Source organism: Spirochaetia bacterium 38H-sp (genome assembly GCA_039023545.1).
Classification (GTDB): domain Bacteria; phylum Spirochaetota; class Spirochaetia; order Winmispirales; family Winmispiraceae; genus Rarispira; species Rarispira pelagica.
In genome coordinates, this window is record JBCHKQ010000003.1 from 118,252 (window position 1) to 133,309 (window position 15,058).

At 42.5% G+C, this 15,058-nt stretch carries 13 protein-coding genes; 9 read left to right on the forward strand and 4 right to left on the reverse strand.

The features are described 5' to 3' along the window. The first annotated feature begins 269 nt into the window (after positions 1-269). The 5 genes from ileS (at position 270) to WKV44_07345 (ending at position 5,981) form a co-directional block, all read left to right on the forward strand. Positions 270-3,413, forward strand: coding sequence for an isoleucine--tRNA ligase (gene ileS, locus WKV44_07325; protein MEM5948352.1), 3,144 nt, complete (start codon positions 270-272; stop codon positions 3,411-3,413). Positions 3,414-3,416: 3 nt separating this feature from the next. Further along, positions 3,417-4,247, forward strand: coding sequence for a hypothetical protein (locus tag WKV44_07330; protein MEM5948353.1), 831 nt, complete (start codon positions 3,417-3,419; stop codon positions 4,245-4,247). Beyond that, the gene (gene hisH / locus WKV44_07335; GenBank protein MEM5948354.1) at positions 4,244-4,858 is read left to right on the forward strand and encodes an imidazole glycerol phosphate synthase subunit HisH; all 615 of its coding nucleotides are present in this window, start codon (positions 4,244-4,246) and stop codon (positions 4,856-4,858) included. Before WKV44_07330 ends, hisH begins: the two co-directional genes overlap by 4 nt. Before the next feature lie 25 nt (positions 4,859-4,883). Next, the gene (gene hisF, locus WKV44_07340; GenBank protein ID MEM5948355.1) at positions 4,884-5,663 is read left to right on the forward strand and encodes an imidazole glycerol phosphate synthase subunit HisF; all 780 of its coding nucleotides are present in this window, start codon (positions 4,884-4,886) and stop codon (positions 5,661-5,663) included. Positions 5,664-5,741: 78 nt separating this feature from the next. Next, positions 5,742-5,981, forward strand: coding sequence for an FmdB family zinc ribbon protein (locus WKV44_07345; protein MEM5948356.1), 240 nt, complete (start codon positions 5,742-5,744; stop codon positions 5,979-5,981). Between the two features lie 99 nt (positions 5,982-6,080). Here the strand turns inward: WKV44_07345 and thiI are convergent, their stop codons facing one another. Continuing rightward, entirely contained in the window at positions 6,081-7,259 is a 1,179-nt protein-coding gene (gene thiI, locus WKV44_07350; GenBank protein ID MEM5948357.1) for a tRNA uracil 4-sulfurtransferase ThiI, read from the reverse strand. Between the two features lie 10 nt (positions 7,260-7,269). Then, positions 7,270-8,424 carry a cysteine desulfurase family protein gene (locus tag WKV44_07355; protein MEM5948358.1) on the reverse strand — a complete coding sequence of 385 codons (1,155 nt, stop codon included), beginning with the start codon at positions 8,422-8,424 and terminating at the stop codon, positions 7,270-7,272. Between the two features lie 123 nt (positions 8,425-8,547). Between WKV44_07355 and WKV44_07360 the strand changes: the two genes are divergently transcribed. Then, complete coding sequence (locus WKV44_07360) at positions 8,548-8,862, forward strand: metalloregulator ArsR/SmtB family transcription factor (protein ID MEM5948359.1); 315 nt, start codon at positions 8,548-8,550, stop codon at positions 8,860-8,862. Between the two features lie 147 nt (positions 8,863-9,009). Here WKV44_07360 and WKV44_07365 read toward each other — a convergent pair whose 3' ends face one another. Together WKV44_07365 and WKV44_07370 are read right to left on the reverse strand one after the other, a co-directional pair. Further along, entirely contained in the window at positions 9,010-9,537 is a 528-nt protein-coding gene (locus tag WKV44_07365; protein ID MEM5948360.1) for a hypothetical protein, read from the reverse strand. A 154-nt stretch (positions 9,538-9,691) separates the two neighbouring features. Beyond that, a complete protein-coding gene (locus WKV44_07370; protein MEM5948361.1) occupies positions 9,692-11,164 on the reverse strand; it encodes an SLBB domain-containing protein in 1,473 nt (490 codons plus the stop codon). 273 nt (positions 11,165-11,437) lie between these two features. Here WKV44_07370 and WKV44_07375 point away from each other — a divergent pair, with 273 nt between their 5' ends. The 3 genes from WKV44_07375 to WKV44_07385 all read left to right on the forward strand — a co-directional run bounded on the left by WKV44_07375 (position 11,438) and on the right by WKV44_07385 (position 14,956). Then, positions 11,438-13,930: a glycoside hydrolase family 3 C-terminal domain-containing protein gene (locus WKV44_07375; protein ID MEM5948362.1), complete on the forward strand. Its 2,493-nt coding sequence runs from the start codon at positions 11,438-11,440 to the stop codon at positions 13,928-13,930. A 125-nt stretch (positions 13,931-14,055) separates the two neighbouring features. After that, the gene (locus tag WKV44_07380) at positions 14,056-14,625 is read left to right on the forward strand and encodes a hypothetical protein (GenBank protein ID MEM5948363.1); all 570 of its coding nucleotides are present in this window, start codon (positions 14,056-14,058) and stop codon (positions 14,623-14,625) included. A 1-nt stretch (position 14,626) separates the two neighbouring features. Beyond that, a complete protein-coding gene (locus WKV44_07385) occupies positions 14,627-14,956 on the forward strand; it encodes a transcriptional regulator (protein ID MEM5948364.1) in 330 nt (109 codons plus the stop codon). The last annotated feature ends 102 nt before the right edge of the window (positions 14,957-15,058 follow it).

Sequence of the window (15,058 nt, forward strand, 5' to 3'; positions counted from 1 at the left end):
TGTATTTTAACATGTTACAAGAAATTCTTTTTTATATCGAACGGCATAAGTCGCGCTAGCATAAAGTGCCAAAACAGGATAAATGCAAAACTGCGGTGTTTTCTTCTGCCGGAGGCAGCAGGGATCGCGCATCTTGCGCGGTCCCTGCGTTCGGTATATTTTTATTTTACATGTTTTTAGCCTTGACATGTTGACAGCCCCTTACCGATTTTCATAAAATTGTCTATCTTATTGTATATTTCTAATTCCAGCTGTTATGGAGGCGTGTTTTGTATAAGCCGGTGGATCCACGTGTGTCTTTCCCCAAGATGGAGGAAGAGGTTCTTGAGTTTTGGAACAAAGAAAAGATTTTTGAAAAGTCAGTAGAAAACAGAAAAAATTCCGATGAGTTTGTTTTTTATGACGGTCCTCCCTTTGCTACCGGGTTGCCTCACTTTGGCCATTTTGTTCCCGGTACTGTAAAGGATATTATACCCAGATATCAGACTATGCGCGGCAAGAGGGTAGAACGCCGTTTTGGTTGGGACTGCCATGGACTGCCGGTTGAGTATGAGATGGAGAAGGAGCTTGGTATATCCGGTAAGCGCGAGATTGAGGATTACGGTGTGGATAAGTTTAACGAGTCCTGCCGCTCCATTGTGCTACGCTATGTTAAAGAGTGGCGTCAGATTGTTACCAGAATGGGGCGTTGGGTAGATTTTGATAACGATTATAAAACCATGGAACCGGATTACATGGAGACAATCTGGTGGGTTATAAAGCAGCTCTGGGAAAAGGGTCTTCTCTATGAAGGGTACTATATCCTGCCATATTGTCCTCGCTGTTCTACTGTTCTTTCCAACCATGAGCTTAATCTGGGCGGATACAAGGATGTGCATGACCCTGCAATCACTGTAAGGTTTAAGTTGAGAGACGATAATCCGCGCGGATGGGATAATACTTATATCCTTGCATGGACAACAACTCCATGGACACTCCCTTCCAACCTGGCTTTGGCTCTAGGACCTGATATAGACTATGTGCGTGTAAAGGATGGTGATGATTTTTATGTTCTGGCAAAGGCAAGACTTTCTGCCTACTACAAGAGCGAAGAGGAATATATAGTTGTAGATGAGTTTAAGGGTGCTGACTTGATAGGTTTTGATTATGAGCCTCTTTTCCCGTACTTTTCAGAGCTTGCGGAGAATGGTGCCTTTAAGACAAGAGAAGGGGACTTTGTAAGCACTGAGGACGGTACGGGTATTGTCCATATTGCTCCCGGATTTGGTGAGGATGACTACAGGATTCTCAAGGATACAGGTGTGCCCGTAGTGTGCCCCGTGGATGCAGAAGGCTGTTTTACGGATGAGATTCCGGATTATAAGGGCATATTTGTAAAGGATGCTGATAAGGAGATAATAGCACGTCTCAGAGGGGAGGGGAAGCTTGTAAAGCGCGATCAGTATTTGCATGCATATCCTCATTGCTGGAGATGTAAGTCTCCTCTTATCTATAGAGCCATAAGTTCATGGTTTGTTGCTGTAGAAAAGTTTAAGGACAGAATGCTTGCAGCAAATGAGCAGATATATTGGATGCCCTCTCATATCAAGCATGGACGCTTTGGCAAGTGGCTGGAGAATGCGAGAGACTGGGCTATATCGCGTAACAGATATTGGGGTAATCCTATACCGATATGGAAGTGTGATTCTTGTGGTCATATGGACTGCATAGGGTCAAGAGAAGAGCTCAAAGAAAAAAGCGGTGTGTGGCCTGATGACCTCCATAAGCATTATGTTGATAGTATAACATATACTTGTTCCTGTGGTGGAACAATGAAAAGAGTTCCTGAGGTGCTTGACTGCTGGTTTGAATCCGGTGCCATGCCATATGCTCAAAATCACTATCCGTTTGAAAACAAAGAAAAGTTTGAGAAACATTTCCCTGCGGATTTTATCTGTGAAGGTATAGATCAAACAAGGGGCTGGTTTTATACTCTGGTTATCCTTTCTACTGCATTGTTTGACAAACCGCCTTTTCTTAATAACATAACCACGGGTCTTGTTCTTGCCCAAGATGGCAAAAAGATGAGCAAATCGGAGAGAAACTATACTGATCCCAAAGATGTTATAGATACCTTTGGTGCTGATGCCCTGAGGCTGTTTCTCATGAGCTCTGCTGTGGTAAGGGCTGAGGAGTTAAGATACAGTGATGACGGAGTAAAAGAAATCCTAAAGACAGTGTTGATACCTCTTTGGAATGCTTATAGTTTCTTTGTTACTTATGCCAATATAGATGGAATAAAGCCTTCTTCTGCTCCCAAGTCTGTAAACAATCCTCTTGATATATGGATTCTGTCGGAGTCTTCAAAGCTTGTAGAAGATGTAACAAGAGAACTTGATAGATATGACCTTGTAAAGGCTATAGAGCCTATTGTTGCCTTTGTTGATAGTCTCAATAACTGGTATATAAGGCGTTCTAGAAGAAGATTCTGGAAGTCCGAGAATGATGACGATAAGGTAGAGGCTTATGATACACTCTGGACAGTGCTTATAACTCTTGTAAAGGTAGCAGCTCCTTTTGTTCCTTTTATCACAGAAGAGATATACAGAAATCTTAGAACAGAGAATATGCCCATATCAGTGCATCTCTGCGATTGGCCTGTTGCTGATTCTTCTATGAGGGATGAGCTTCTTGAGAAGAAGATGGCTCTTGTCAGAAAAGCTGTCAGCCTTGGTCGTGCGTTGAGAAGCGAGCACAGCATAAAAACCAGACAACCTCTCAAAGCCATATATCTGATAACAAGAGAAGATGAAGAAAGAAAAATTCTCCTTGAGATGGAAGAAATCATAAGAGAAGAACTCAATGTCAAAGATGTCGTGTACAGAGAAAACGAGGATGATGTTGTAGAATACTCTGCAAAACCCAACTATCCTGTTCTTGGTAAAAAACTTGGGAAAAAGATGAAACTTGCCGCAGAAAAGATAGCCGCTCTTTCTACTGCAGAGATTAAGAGTATTCTTGATGGTTCTGTCCTTTCTTTGGATTTGGATGGCGAGGTATTGGAACTGGGGGAAAATGAGATAGTCATTCACAGAAGCGAAAAGGCTGGTCTTAAGGTGCTTAACGAAGGTACTCTCACTGTTGCTCTTGATACTGAGCTTACACCGGAACTCATAAGAGAAGGCATTGCAAGGGACTTTATACGTGCAGTACAGAATATGAGAAAAGAAAAGGGGCTTGATGTTTCTGACAGAATAAGGCTTTTCTACAATGCAGGCTCAGAGGTAAAAGAGGCTGTAGAAGATTTTAGAGATTATGTGTCCAACGAGACGCTCGCAATTTCTATTGATTTTATTGATGATAAAACAGAGCTTGTCTCTGTAACCTGTGGTGAACAGGATTGTTTTATCGGATTAGAGAAGAACGAGGGTTAACATATGTCTTGCAGAAAAATTGTGTTTCTCGCTGTGGTTTTTACTGTTTTACTTGCTTCTTGTGCAACATCTCCTGTTCCTGTGGAGAAACTGTTTCTACCTGCTTCCGAGCTTTATGTGAGAATAAATCTTGCATTAGAAGAGACCTATTCTCTTGCAGAGGATGTTCTAGCGGCAAATGGGGCTGATAAGAATGTCATAGATATTCTTAAGAAGAGCAGGAATTTGTACCTTACTAATAACGGCGGCAGCTGGTTTTTTATTTTTGAAGGGGATTATTCTTCTTCTACATTCTGGTTTGATGCTGCTCTTGGTTTTGATGGCTGGGAAAAGACTTCTTATGATTATCCTATGTATCCGGGAGCTTTGTTGTATTCCAACAAGGATACACGAGAAGAAATTCTGTTATTGGGTTCATCTGTCATAGGGTATTCTTTAAGCTGGGATTCTGTTGAAGAGTGGGAAGCTTATGATGATGTTTTTGTGCATGTAAACCGTGATGTAGAGGCTGTATGGAGTAGAAAAGCTATGCAGAACTCTGTTGTGTCAGGCAGAATTCTTTCTATGTACTGGTGGGGCAGCCTGGAAGGCGGGGTGTGGAACCAGGGAATGGACTGGAGACTTGTAGACGAGAGTTCTGTAAAGTCAGCAAAAACTTTTATCAAGCTTATTCTTCCCAAGCTGTTCTCCTCTGTTTTTGACAGAGATTTTATAGAAACTTGGTCTTCTCTTAGCTTTTCCTCAGAGGGAGAGTGGCTTAAGGTGGGACTACCATCTATAACTTACAAGGAGATGCTTTCTGCTATAAATCTCTGGCTCAAGGAGATTTTATGACCAATACGGATGTTGTTGTGGTGGATTATGAGGCAGGTAACTTGAAGTCAGTAGAAACTGCCTTAAGGGAACTGGGGGTATCATATATTATATCTTCTGAGCCGGAGACAGTGCTGTCTGCTCCTCGTGTTATTTTCCCGGGAGTGGGAGAGGCTGGTGCGGCGATGAATGTTCTAAATAAAACCGGACTTGATGAGGCACTCAAATCTTTTTTTTCTTCTGGAAAGCCTTTTCTTGGTATTTGCATTGGGTGTCAGCTTGTTCTTGAGCACTCGGAAGAAAGTGATACTGATACCTTGGGTATTGTTCCTGGTAGGGTAGTTGCTTTTGACAGCAAAATGGGTTTAAAAGTGCCTCACATGGGGTGGAACACCGTATCACGGATAGCAGAACATAAGATATGGGATGGTATTCCATCTGGTTCTTCTTTTTATTTTGTGCATTCTTTTTATCCTGTGCCCGATGTTTCTGTTGATGCACTTGGTAAAACTGACTACGGTGTATCTTTTACATCTGCTTTCTGTAAGGATAATCTGATTGCTGTACAGTTTCATCCCGAGAAGTCCGGGCCTTATGGTCTTAAACTTCTCTCCAACTTTTTTTCTCTGTAGGTTTTCTGCAGGGTACGGAGGGCTTATGTTTTCCAGAAGGATTATTGTTTGTCTGGATGTTAGAGATGGGAAAACTACCAAGGGAATCAAGTTTAAGGGAAACGTAGATATAGGCGATCCTGTAGATATGGCTGAGGAGTATTATAGACAGGGAGTAGATGAGCTTGTTTTTTATGATATAACTGCTTCTGCTGAGAAACGCGGGATAATGATAGATGTTGTTGCCCGTGTCGCAGAGAAGATTTTTATTCCGTTTTGTGTTGGAGGTGGGATAGGTAGTGTGTCAGATATGAGAGATGTACTTCTTGCGGGGGCCGAGAAGGTTAGTGTAAACAGTCAGGCTGTCAAGAATCCTGCTATAATTGAGGAAGGAGCAGCTCTTTTTGGTAGGCAGTGCGTTGTGTTGGGGATGGATGCCGCACGTGATGAGGATATGCCGTCAGGATATAGGGTTGTTATAAATGGTGGTAGAACACCTACAGAGCTTGATGCCCTTGCATGGGCAAAACAGGCAGAACGACTTGGTGCAGGTGAGATTGTACTCAACTCAATAGATGCGGATGGTACACAAGACGGTTATGAGCTTAACCTCACACGCATGATATCTGAGGCTGTCGGTGTCCCTGTCGTTGCATCAGGAGGTGCAGGAAGGCCAGAGCATCTTGCTAGTGTTTTTACGGATGCAAAGGCAGATGCAGCACTTATAGCTTCTATGGTGCATTATGGTACGTATACTATCCCTCAGATAAAGCGATATCTTGCAGAAAGGGATATACCTGTAAGAATGGATGGTATTCCTGGCTGATGTATATTGCCTTTTTTTGATGGTATATAGTATATTATCTACATATCAAAAATTATAGTTAGATTACAGGAGGCACGGATGCCAACATACGAGTATCAGTGTACTAATTGCGGTCATATTTTCGAAGCTTTTCAGGCTATTTCGGAAGAGCCTATAAGGGAATGCCCTGAGTGTAGTAAGCCTGTAAAACGGCTTATAAGCGGCGGGACTGGTATTATATTTAAAGGCAGTGGCTTTTATGTGAATGATTCTAAGAAGTCCTCCACTAGTGCTAAGTCCACAAGCAATGAGAAATCCAAGAAGGATTCTGCAGCGTAGTTTTATCCTTTGATGTATGATGCTGCCTCCTGAGGGCAGCTTTTTTTGCTTCTATAAAAGCAGATGGCGTTTAGCCATCTGCGTTCGGTTTGTTGTATTTTATATCCTTTCCCCTAGGCGGTATGTGTCTTTTTCTGATTTTTCCGCTGCTTCTTGTATGAGTTCTTTTAGTTCCAGATTTTTGTATGCATGACAGGTTTTCTCATAATTCGGTCTTATCATTGGTCTTTTGGGTGCAAATAGTGTACAGCAATCGTCATAGGGCAGGGTTGATGTCTCAAATGTCCCGATTTTTCTTGCAATTTTTATGATTTCTTCTTTGTCCATGCCTACAAGGGGGCGGAAAACAGGCAGGTTTGTTGTGTGCTGGGTAAATCGCATGCTTTCTTGTGTTTGGCTTGCAACTTGTCCCAGGCTTTCTCCTGTTATTAGGCTAAGTGCGCCGTTTCTTTGTGCCAGTATTGTAGCGGTCTCCACCATGGCTGCTCGCATGTGCAGAGTTATCTCATTGCGTGCAGCATTTTTATTGATCGAAAGTTGTGTTTCTGTAAATGGGACGGTAAATAGTGTAAGTTTTCCTGTCCAGATGCTCAGAATTCTTGCAAGTTCTTTTACCTTGTTGAGGGCATCGTCGGATGTATAGGGATATGTATGAAAATATGCTGCCATTATCTCAAGGCCACGTTTTGCCATGAGATAGCCGGCAACCGGAGAATCTATACCGCCAGAAAGTAGGAGCATCCCCCGTCCTGCTACTCCTACAGGAAGTCCTCCCATAGCTGGCTCTTCCTGCCAGTAGATATATGTCTGTTCTCTAATTTCTACTCTGATGACCCAATCCGGTTCGGTCATACGTACTGTGAGGTCTTCTATGTTCTGTGCAATATGGCTTCCCAGCTCACATGCAAGCTCGTAAGAAGTGAGGGGGAATCCTTTGTCCGCTCTTTTTGCCTCTATTTTAAAAGTTCTACCTTTTGTTTTTTCTATTGCTTCTTTTGCCATCTTTAGTGCATATTGTTTTATCTGTTCCATATCACGCGGGCAGGCAATAGCTCTGCTGTATTTTACTATTCCTGCTGTCTTAGACAGTACATCCATTGCCCGTCTTGCTTTCTCATCTGTCTCCACAGGAATATAGAAACGATTATGTCTATAAAGAAGCCTAAAATCATTTCCGAGTGCTCTCTCCAAATTGCTTCTCAATGTATTGATAAAAAAATCTCTATTGTTTCCCTTGAGTGTAAGCTCCCCTAGTTTTACAAGCAGCACATACTCCATATATTCTCCCCTATCTTGCTATTTTCATAAGAAGTGGTATTTCCCTTTTTATGAACCTTAAGAACTCTGTTATATCCGCTTCTGTAGTAAGGTAGCCAGTGGATATTCTTATGGCAGAAAATGATATTCTGTCTGATATGCCCATCGCATCCATAACCCTGCTATTTCTTCTTGCTCGTGAAGAGCATGCAGAACCTGTAGATACATAAAATCCCGCATCGCTTAAGACTCGTTGCAGTACCTCTCCTGGAACAGGCGGAAAACTTACGGAGAGAATGTGCGGTATATATTGTTTCTCTTTTTTTGTAACTTCGACTGGTAGAAACTCTGCTCCCTTTATATTGCTTATCCCATCTATAAGCTCTTTCTTAAGGCGTATCGCGTGTTCTGAATTCTTCTCGCGTTCTTTCTCGCTTATCTCAAGAGCTCTGCGCATGGCGGCAACAGCTGCAACATTCTCCGTGCCGGGTCGCATAGCCTGTTCCTGTCCGCCCCCGCGTATCAATACGTCCCACTGGCGTGCTGCAAACATAATCCCGGCACCTCGTACGCCGCCAAACTTATGTGCACTAATAGAAGCGGAATCCACCCCCAGCTCGGTCAAATTGAATGCAATCTTGCCTGAGGCCTGAACAACATCGCAATGCACATGTATATTTCGCCTTTGCACGGTTCTGACAGCTTGTACGATCTCCCTTACGGGTTGGATAGCACCTGTTTCGTTATTGACAAGCATCACACTAACCAGAACAGTATCCTCACGCACCCTGTTTGCAATATCTACTGGGCTTATAATTCCTGATGCATCTGGCCTTATAAAATCCACATCATAACCCATGGAAGAAAGAAGCAAAGCGGGCTCATAACCAGAAGAATGCTCTATGGCACTCACAATGACATGTCCTCTCTTTCTTCTTGTAAGCACGGACAGAAGAGCAATATTATTGGCTTCCGTAGCACCGGAGCAAAAAACAAGCTGCTCCGGCCGGACAGACAACATAGATGCAATATCACTTCTGCAAGAATCCAGTAAGCGTCTTGCAGCCCTTCCTGGCTCATGCAAAGAAGACGGATTGCCAAAAAAGTCTGAACAGACCCTAGTCTGTTCCTCGATTGCCTCTTTATACGGTATAGCAGTGGCTGCCCAATCAAGATAAACACTCATAGAAATAGAATATACAGCAAAGCAGCAGAGGAGGGCAATACAAGACTACTTGACCTGCCGGGTAAAAAACATATATTTTTACTATATATAAAAAACCTAAAACAGGAGATGATTTTGACAAAAATGAGAGAACTCCTATGTGAAAAGGAAGAAGCAATAGATAGATACTCTCGCATATTAAAAGCCTGCGGACATCCCATCCGTCTCAAGCTGCTATGCCTCATTGCCACAAGAAACGATCCCTGTGTCTCTGATCTGTGGACATGTCTTGATCAGCCGCAGCCTGTAATCTCCCAGCACCTTGCCGTTTTAAAAGAGCAGAACATAGTAGAAGCAGATGTCCAGGGGAACAAACGTACATACAGACTTGCAGATGACTTTGTAAAGCAAATACTTGAGACAATCATAGAAAAAGAAGGCCTTATCTCAAATCAATAAAACCGAACGTCGGTACCGCACCCCACAAGGTAAAACAGGCAGAAGGGTGCGTCCCTCCTGCCTGTGGCACATAAAAAGCACAAAAACATAGAAAACTACAAATCTGCGGGGATAGTCCACACAGGCACAAAATATGTTTTTTAAGAATTATTTCAGATTGACAGTAAACTTGGCACCCAAATAGTACACAAAACCCATTCCATCAGATAACTCCGGAACCATAAGCCCCATAGCACCGCCACCCAGACGGAAATTATTGGTAATATTAAACCATAAGGACAAATCCGGCATAAAAACCTTACCGCTCTGAAAATCGTTGGCAAGCCCAAACATACCAAAGAATCCGCCGCCCATTTGACCTAGCACGCTAAAGCGCCAGATATCGGCCTCGATAAAAGCATTGGGCCAGAAGATAGTCTCCAAGATAAAGGTAAAAAATCTTGCACCCACACCGATTTTTACAGGCATATCCGGAAACTGAAAATAAATCCCTGCCTCAGGAAAAGGTAGCCAGTACTTATCAAAGAATTCCGCAGATTCCTTGGATATGGTGGTACTGCCTCCGACAGAAGCACCCAGACCGCGCGGAAAATCAACACCCATATCCAGCCTTACTTGTGAAAAAGCAAAAACACAGCTAAAAACAAGAAGAAATATAATAGCAAGTTTTCTCATAACACACCTCCATGTAAAAACCACACTATAAATTCAATATACCACGATTTTTTAAAAAAACACACAAAAATATATGATATTCTTATCAATAGAAAAACACTGATTATCGTGAGAATAAAAAAAAAGGCTGCCTGAGCAGCCCTATATGTTTTTACTAGAATCTTGCAATAAAATCCATAATAGTAGATGCAAAATCGAGCAAAGAAGTGCCAAAATCGGTAACAGTAGTAACATTGTTAAAAACATTTGTAGTAGTCTGCCATGCATTGTCTCCTGCATATATCATTGTTCCAGGCTCGATAACAGGAGTATCCAAAGTAACCTTTGTCAAGTTTCCAAGCTCATCCACAAAAAACAGGGCATCGATTGAGCCCGTGCTGGGGTTTATACCTCTTGCAAGTTTGATATAATCTCCCACAGTGTAGCCTGCAACAAAAGCAAAGGCATCGGAATTGTTTACATTTCCTCCCACAATAACTTTGAGCGGCTTTATAGGTACTACAAAATAGTCGCCCGCATTGAGCTGTACGTCTAGAGATTTGTCACGAGTATTCCAGAGTGCATCCATATGCACAACAGGCTGTCTTGTGCCATCCTGACGCACAATAACCGCACGGTCCATATCTGCATACGGAGTTGGTCCTCCTAGCACTTCTAGCACTTCTAATACACTAAGCCCCTCATGATAGGGCAGGCTAAAACGTATTGGTGTATCGGGAATTTTTTTGGGCTCTGGCTTTATGTTTTGGCTGCCATAAAAAGCACCTTCTATGACTACCTCTCCTTTACCGGATGTGTTGGAGCTTATTATAATCTGGTCTCCATTTTGTAGAATAGTGTCTGTTGCTTCTTTTTCTGATACCGCCCTTGATGTATATCTTCCGTCCTGAGAAAGGCTTATTATGGTGATGTTGTCGCTGTTAGCGCCCGGAGCAAGACCCCCTGCAAAAGAAAGTATGGTCTTGAGGTTGTCACCTTCTGTAAGCTCAAAGGTCCCTGGATTGATAACAGCACCCTGCACTACAACTCCTGAGTTAGCAATAGGTACTCTTATCTTATCTCCGGGGATAAGACGAGGATTTTGCTTCTCGTCGCCAAAGGCTACAAAAGAAAGTAGGTCGTATGTCTTTGTTTCTCCGTCTCTGGTAAGTTCTATGCGTCTTAAAGATGCGTTGTCTCTAGGGCCTCCCGCAGCACCTACTGCCTCGTACAGGCTCATGAGAGAAAAAGCCGTGATTCTTCCTGGTGTCTTAACAGCACCGTAAACTCCAACATCAAATACCGCAGGAACCGTAAGACGAAAGTCTACATATTGGATGGAAAACTTTTGCTTTATGGTATCTATAATGTTTCTTCTTATTTCATAGAAGGTCTTTCCCTCTGTGTTTACGGTTCCTATAAAGGGAACTTCCATGGTATAATCTTGCTGCAGAGGGATATTGATGTTCTTTATGTCATTGCCGTTTAACAGCCCGCCCAGAGCTACGGATAGGGTGTAAACATCCCCGGGAACAGGCCTGTAATCCTTGATATGCTGGATTTTCTGTGCAACTTCTTCTTTTGATATTGCAAAGACAGAGGCTGTTACAAAAAGCAGCAGAATGATAATTATAGTCGCTTTTTTCATAAAAGAATGCTAACAAAAATCTTGTGTATAGGCAACATAGAAAAAAGTAAATAGCCTGTACTGTTTTTAGTGATGTATTTTCTTGTTTTAGAAGTATCGCTTATGGTCCTATAGCTGTTTTTTTGATGTTTTTCTTTTTTATTTGCCAAAGGCAGGAGGAGCTGCGGGTGTGCTTTTATTTTTACAAGTTGCAGCTCCGACGTTCGGTATGGGGTATGGAAAGAGGAATGGTTTTGTGATAGTGTATGTTTACGTAAACAGAAAGGAGTTTCTATGGACTTTTATTTTAATGACGATGCCGCAAGGCGGATTGATGAGGATGTGAGATGTATTGTTTCTTCTCTAAGTCTGCATCAGAAGGTCATGCTTTTGTCAGGAAAAGATTATTGGTCTACGTGGGCTTTCCCCGAGGCTGGGCTTGATGCTGTTGTCATGACTGACGGGCCCAATGGTGTCAGGATTGGTAATGAGAGCAGCAGTCGTCCCAAGGATGGTTTTGCTACTGCGTTTCCTACGGGTATTGCTATGGCATCTTGCTGGGATGTTGATCTCATGTATAAGATTGGTGCTGTGCTGGCTCATGAGAGTCTTGCTAATGACTGCGATGTTCTTCTAGGTCCCTGTGTTAATATTGTACGTTTTCCTCTGGGAGGCAGAAACTTTGAGACTTTTTCCGAGGATCCTTTGCTTGCTGGTAAGCTTGGTGCCTCTTATGTACGCGGATTACAGGATAATGGTGTTGCTGCCTGTCTTAAGCATTTTGCTCTCAATAATCAGGAGCATGAGCGTACAAGGGTTAGTGTGGAGGTTGAGGAGCGGGCTTTACGCGAGATTTATCTAAGAGTGTTTGAGATTGTTATCCGGGAGGCCAATCCCTGGACTGTTATGTGTTCTTATAACAGGATAAGGGGAGAGTATGCCAGCAGCAACTCTTATCTTCTCCGAGATGTGCTTAAAGGTGAATGGGCTTATGATGGTGTTGTCATGTCCGATTGGGGTGCCAATCATGAGGTGTATGGGAGTCTTGCTGCTGGTCTTGATCTTGAGATGCCTGGGCCTGCCCTCTACAGGGGCTATTTGCTTGAGGAGGCTGTCAAAAACTGGCAGATAGATGAGTCTGTTGTTGATGAGGCTGTTGAGAGGCTTGTGAGGCTTGCAAAAAGGCTTGCTTTCTATCGGGAAAAGAACAAGAATCGGAGCTTTTTCCTCTCAGATGCTGGACAGGCTGAGCTTGCCTTTAGGGTTGCTGCGGAGTCCTGTGTGTTGCTAAAAAACGAGAATAGTGTTCTCCCTCTTGATACTACAGACATAAAGAGGCTTGCCGTACTTGGTCCCTGTGCTGATGTTGCTGTCTATGGTGGTGGTGGTAGTTCAATTGTCAATTGCGCAAGAACAACTACTCCTCTTGATGGCCTCAGGGAGTTTTTGCCGGATGATGTGGAGATTGTTTACCACGAGGGTGCTTCCAACAGGGTGCGAGCTGATAGGTTTTCTTTTGCAGGGCTTGAGGTGTCTTGGGATGATAAGTCAGGATTTATAGAAGAGTATTTTCCCAATAGGTTATTCTTGGGAGAGCCTGTTAGTGTTCGTCATGTTGAGGCTATTGATTTTTGGAAACTTTTCCCCCCTGTTGATGAGATTGATACCAATAATTTTTCTGTAAGGTGGAAGGGAAAAGTAAGAGCAAAAAAGAGTGGGGACTATGTTTTTAAGCTTTCTTATCAGGGGGATTTCTCTTTTTATATAGATGGAAATTGCGTTGTTTCTGATAGCAACTGGAAGGCTAGTCCTCCGTATCCCTTTTTTACTGTCAAAAAATATCCTGTTAGTCTCACAGCTGGACGGGAGTATGAGTTTTGTGTGGAGCTTGCCAATGCTACGGAAGATGAGCGTTCTGCTATGATTTTACAGGCGCTTTATATGGAGAGTCCGGAAGAGCAGCATAAAAAGATTGCCGATGCGGTTTCTGTTGCAAAATCCTGTGACAGGGTACTTGTTTTTCTCGGACATCCTGTGGGCTATGAAACAGAGGGAGCCGACAGAGATGATATGAGACTTCCGGGTGCTCAGGATAAGCTCGTGGAAGAGTTGTGTAAGGTCAGAGATGATGTGGTAGTTGTTCTCAATACAGGTTCTCCCGTGGAGATGCCATGGATAGATGATGTTGCTGCTGTTATTCAAGCTCATTTTTATGGTCAGGAAGGTGGCAGAGCTGTTGCTGCTGTCCTTACAGGTGATGTTAATCCATCGGGAAGGCTTACAGTAACATATCCCATGAGATATGAGGATAATCCTGCGTATATCAATTATCCAGGTGCAAAGACTGTCAATTATGGAGAGGGAATCTTTGTGGGGTACCGGTATTATATGAGCAAAAATATCCCTGTTTTGTTTCCTTTTGGGCATGGGCTTTCTTATACGTCTTTTTCTTATTCTGCTCTTAATATATCTGGTAATGTCGAAGAGGGAATAATTGTTTCTGTGGATGTTGAGAATACGGGTGATGTGGATGGTGCGGAGGTTGTTCAAGTTTATGTAAGGGATATCGAGTCTTCCGAGGTAAGGCCCAGTATTGAGCTTGCAGGGTTTTCCAGACTTGAGTTGCAAAGGGGAGAGAAGAAAAGAGTTGAGATAGCTCTTGATAAGCGCTCATTTATGTTCTACAGCGATAAGAAAAAGGATTGGCTGCTTGAGAAGGGTGATTTTGAAATACTTGTTGGCGCTTCCTGTTCTGATATAAGGCTTAGGGGTAATGTGACCGTGTAGGTTTCTTTGGTTTTATGTTTATGTCCGGCATCAGCCGGACTTTTTTGTTATAAAAACATTGACTAAAAAGTAAAAAGTACTTTATATTATAAAGTATATATTGTTATAACGATCTGGAGGTTTTTATGGGTATCGATGATACAAAGAAAGCTATGGATGATATCAAGGTTATTAAGGAATCCATAGCTTTGGCCAAAGGGGTTAGGTCGGGTATGTTTTCTTTCTTTTTTATTCTATGGGGGGCAATATATCTTATAGGATTTTCTGGCTCGCAGTTCTTAACAAATGTTTTATCGGGCAAATTATGGCTTATTCTCTCTATTGTTGGTATTATATCAAATTTTGTCGGTGCTTTCTTCTTAGGTAGTAAATCTGTTGGCAAAACAGGAATAAGAATTATGCTATTTTGGATCATGCTGATAATATATGTTTGTATGTGGATTTTTGCTATGGGTGGTCTTGATTACAGACTTCTCTCATTTTTTCTTATCACTACTGCCATGTTTGGCTATGTTGTCATGGGCTTGTGGTTTGATATGCGTATTGTTTTCTCAGCTCTCGTTGTAACAGGGCTTGCCGTTATAAGCTTTTTGTTTATTCCTTCCTTGAGCGCTCTCATCATGGGAATCTTGGGCGGTGGTACAATGATTTTCTCAGGTATTTATCTTGCAAGACTGGGAAAAGCAGAGGCATAAAATGGAGGATCCTGCTTATATCGATATAATGATTCATGAGCCCGCAAGGCTTAAAATAATGTCTTCCCTTATGGGAATTTCAGAAGGAGATATGGCTGATTTTTCGCTTCTTAAGAAGCTTACCGGACTCAGTGATGGAAACTTGAGTGTGCAGCTAAGAAGGCTTGAAGACTGTGGTTATGTGCTGATAGACAAACGTTTTGTTGGAAGAAAGCCTAAAACCTTTGTTAGTATAAGCGATAGAGGACGCAGAGCTTTTTACTCTTATGTTGATACTCTGGAAAAAATAATCAATGCTGCTACAGAAAACCAGAAAAAAGACGTAAAATAGTTTTTTGCTTATATTCTACAATGCCGCAGGCAGGAGTCGCTGCGCTACTTTTTATACCGAACGCACAGCCCTAACTGTGTTAGGGCTGTGCTGCTCCCTGCA

Excerpts from the sequence above, each read along its gene's own strand:
- WKV44_07330 (MEM5948353.1), top strand. The coding sequence starts at position 3,417 with ATGTCTTGCAGAAAAATTGTGTTTCTCGCTGTGGTTTTTACTGTTTTA.
- hisH (MEM5948354.1), top strand. The coding sequence starts at position 4,244 with ATGACCAATACGGATGTTGTTGTGGTGGATTATGAGGCAGGTAACTTG.
- hisF (MEM5948355.1), top strand. The coding sequence starts at position 4,884 with ATGTTTTCCAGAAGGATTATTGTTTGTCTGGATGTTAGAGATGGGAAA.
- WKV44_07345 (MEM5948356.1), top strand. The coding sequence starts at position 5,742 with ATGCCAACATACGAGTATCAGTGTACTAATTGCGGTCATATTTTCGAA.
- thiI (MEM5948357.1), bottom strand. The coding sequence starts at position 7,259 with ATGGAGTATGTGCTGCTTGTAAAACTAGGGGAGCTTACACTCAAGGGA.
- WKV44_07355 (MEM5948358.1), bottom strand. The coding sequence starts at position 8,424 with ATGAGTGTTTATCTTGATTGGGCAGCCACTGCTATACCGTATAAAGAG.
- WKV44_07360 (MEM5948359.1), top strand. The coding sequence starts at position 8,548 with ATGAGAGAACTCCTATGTGAAAAGGAAGAAGCAATAGATAGATACTCT.
- WKV44_07365 (MEM5948360.1), bottom strand. The coding sequence starts at position 9,537 with ATGAGAAAACTTGCTATTATATTTCTTCTTGTTTTTAGCTGTGTTTTT.
- WKV44_07370 (MEM5948361.1), bottom strand. The coding sequence starts at position 11,164 with ATGAAAAAAGCGACTATAATTATCATTCTGCTGCTTTTTGTAACAGCC.
- WKV44_07375 (MEM5948362.1), top strand. The coding sequence starts at position 11,438 with ATGGACTTTTATTTTAATGACGATGCCGCAAGGCGGATTGATGAGGAT.
- WKV44_07380 (MEM5948363.1), top strand. The coding sequence starts at position 14,056 with ATGGGTATCGATGATACAAAGAAAGCTATGGATGATATCAAGGTTATT.
- WKV44_07385 (MEM5948364.1), top strand. The coding sequence starts at position 14,627 with ATGGAGGATCCTGCTTATATCGATATAATGATTCATGAGCCCGCAAGG.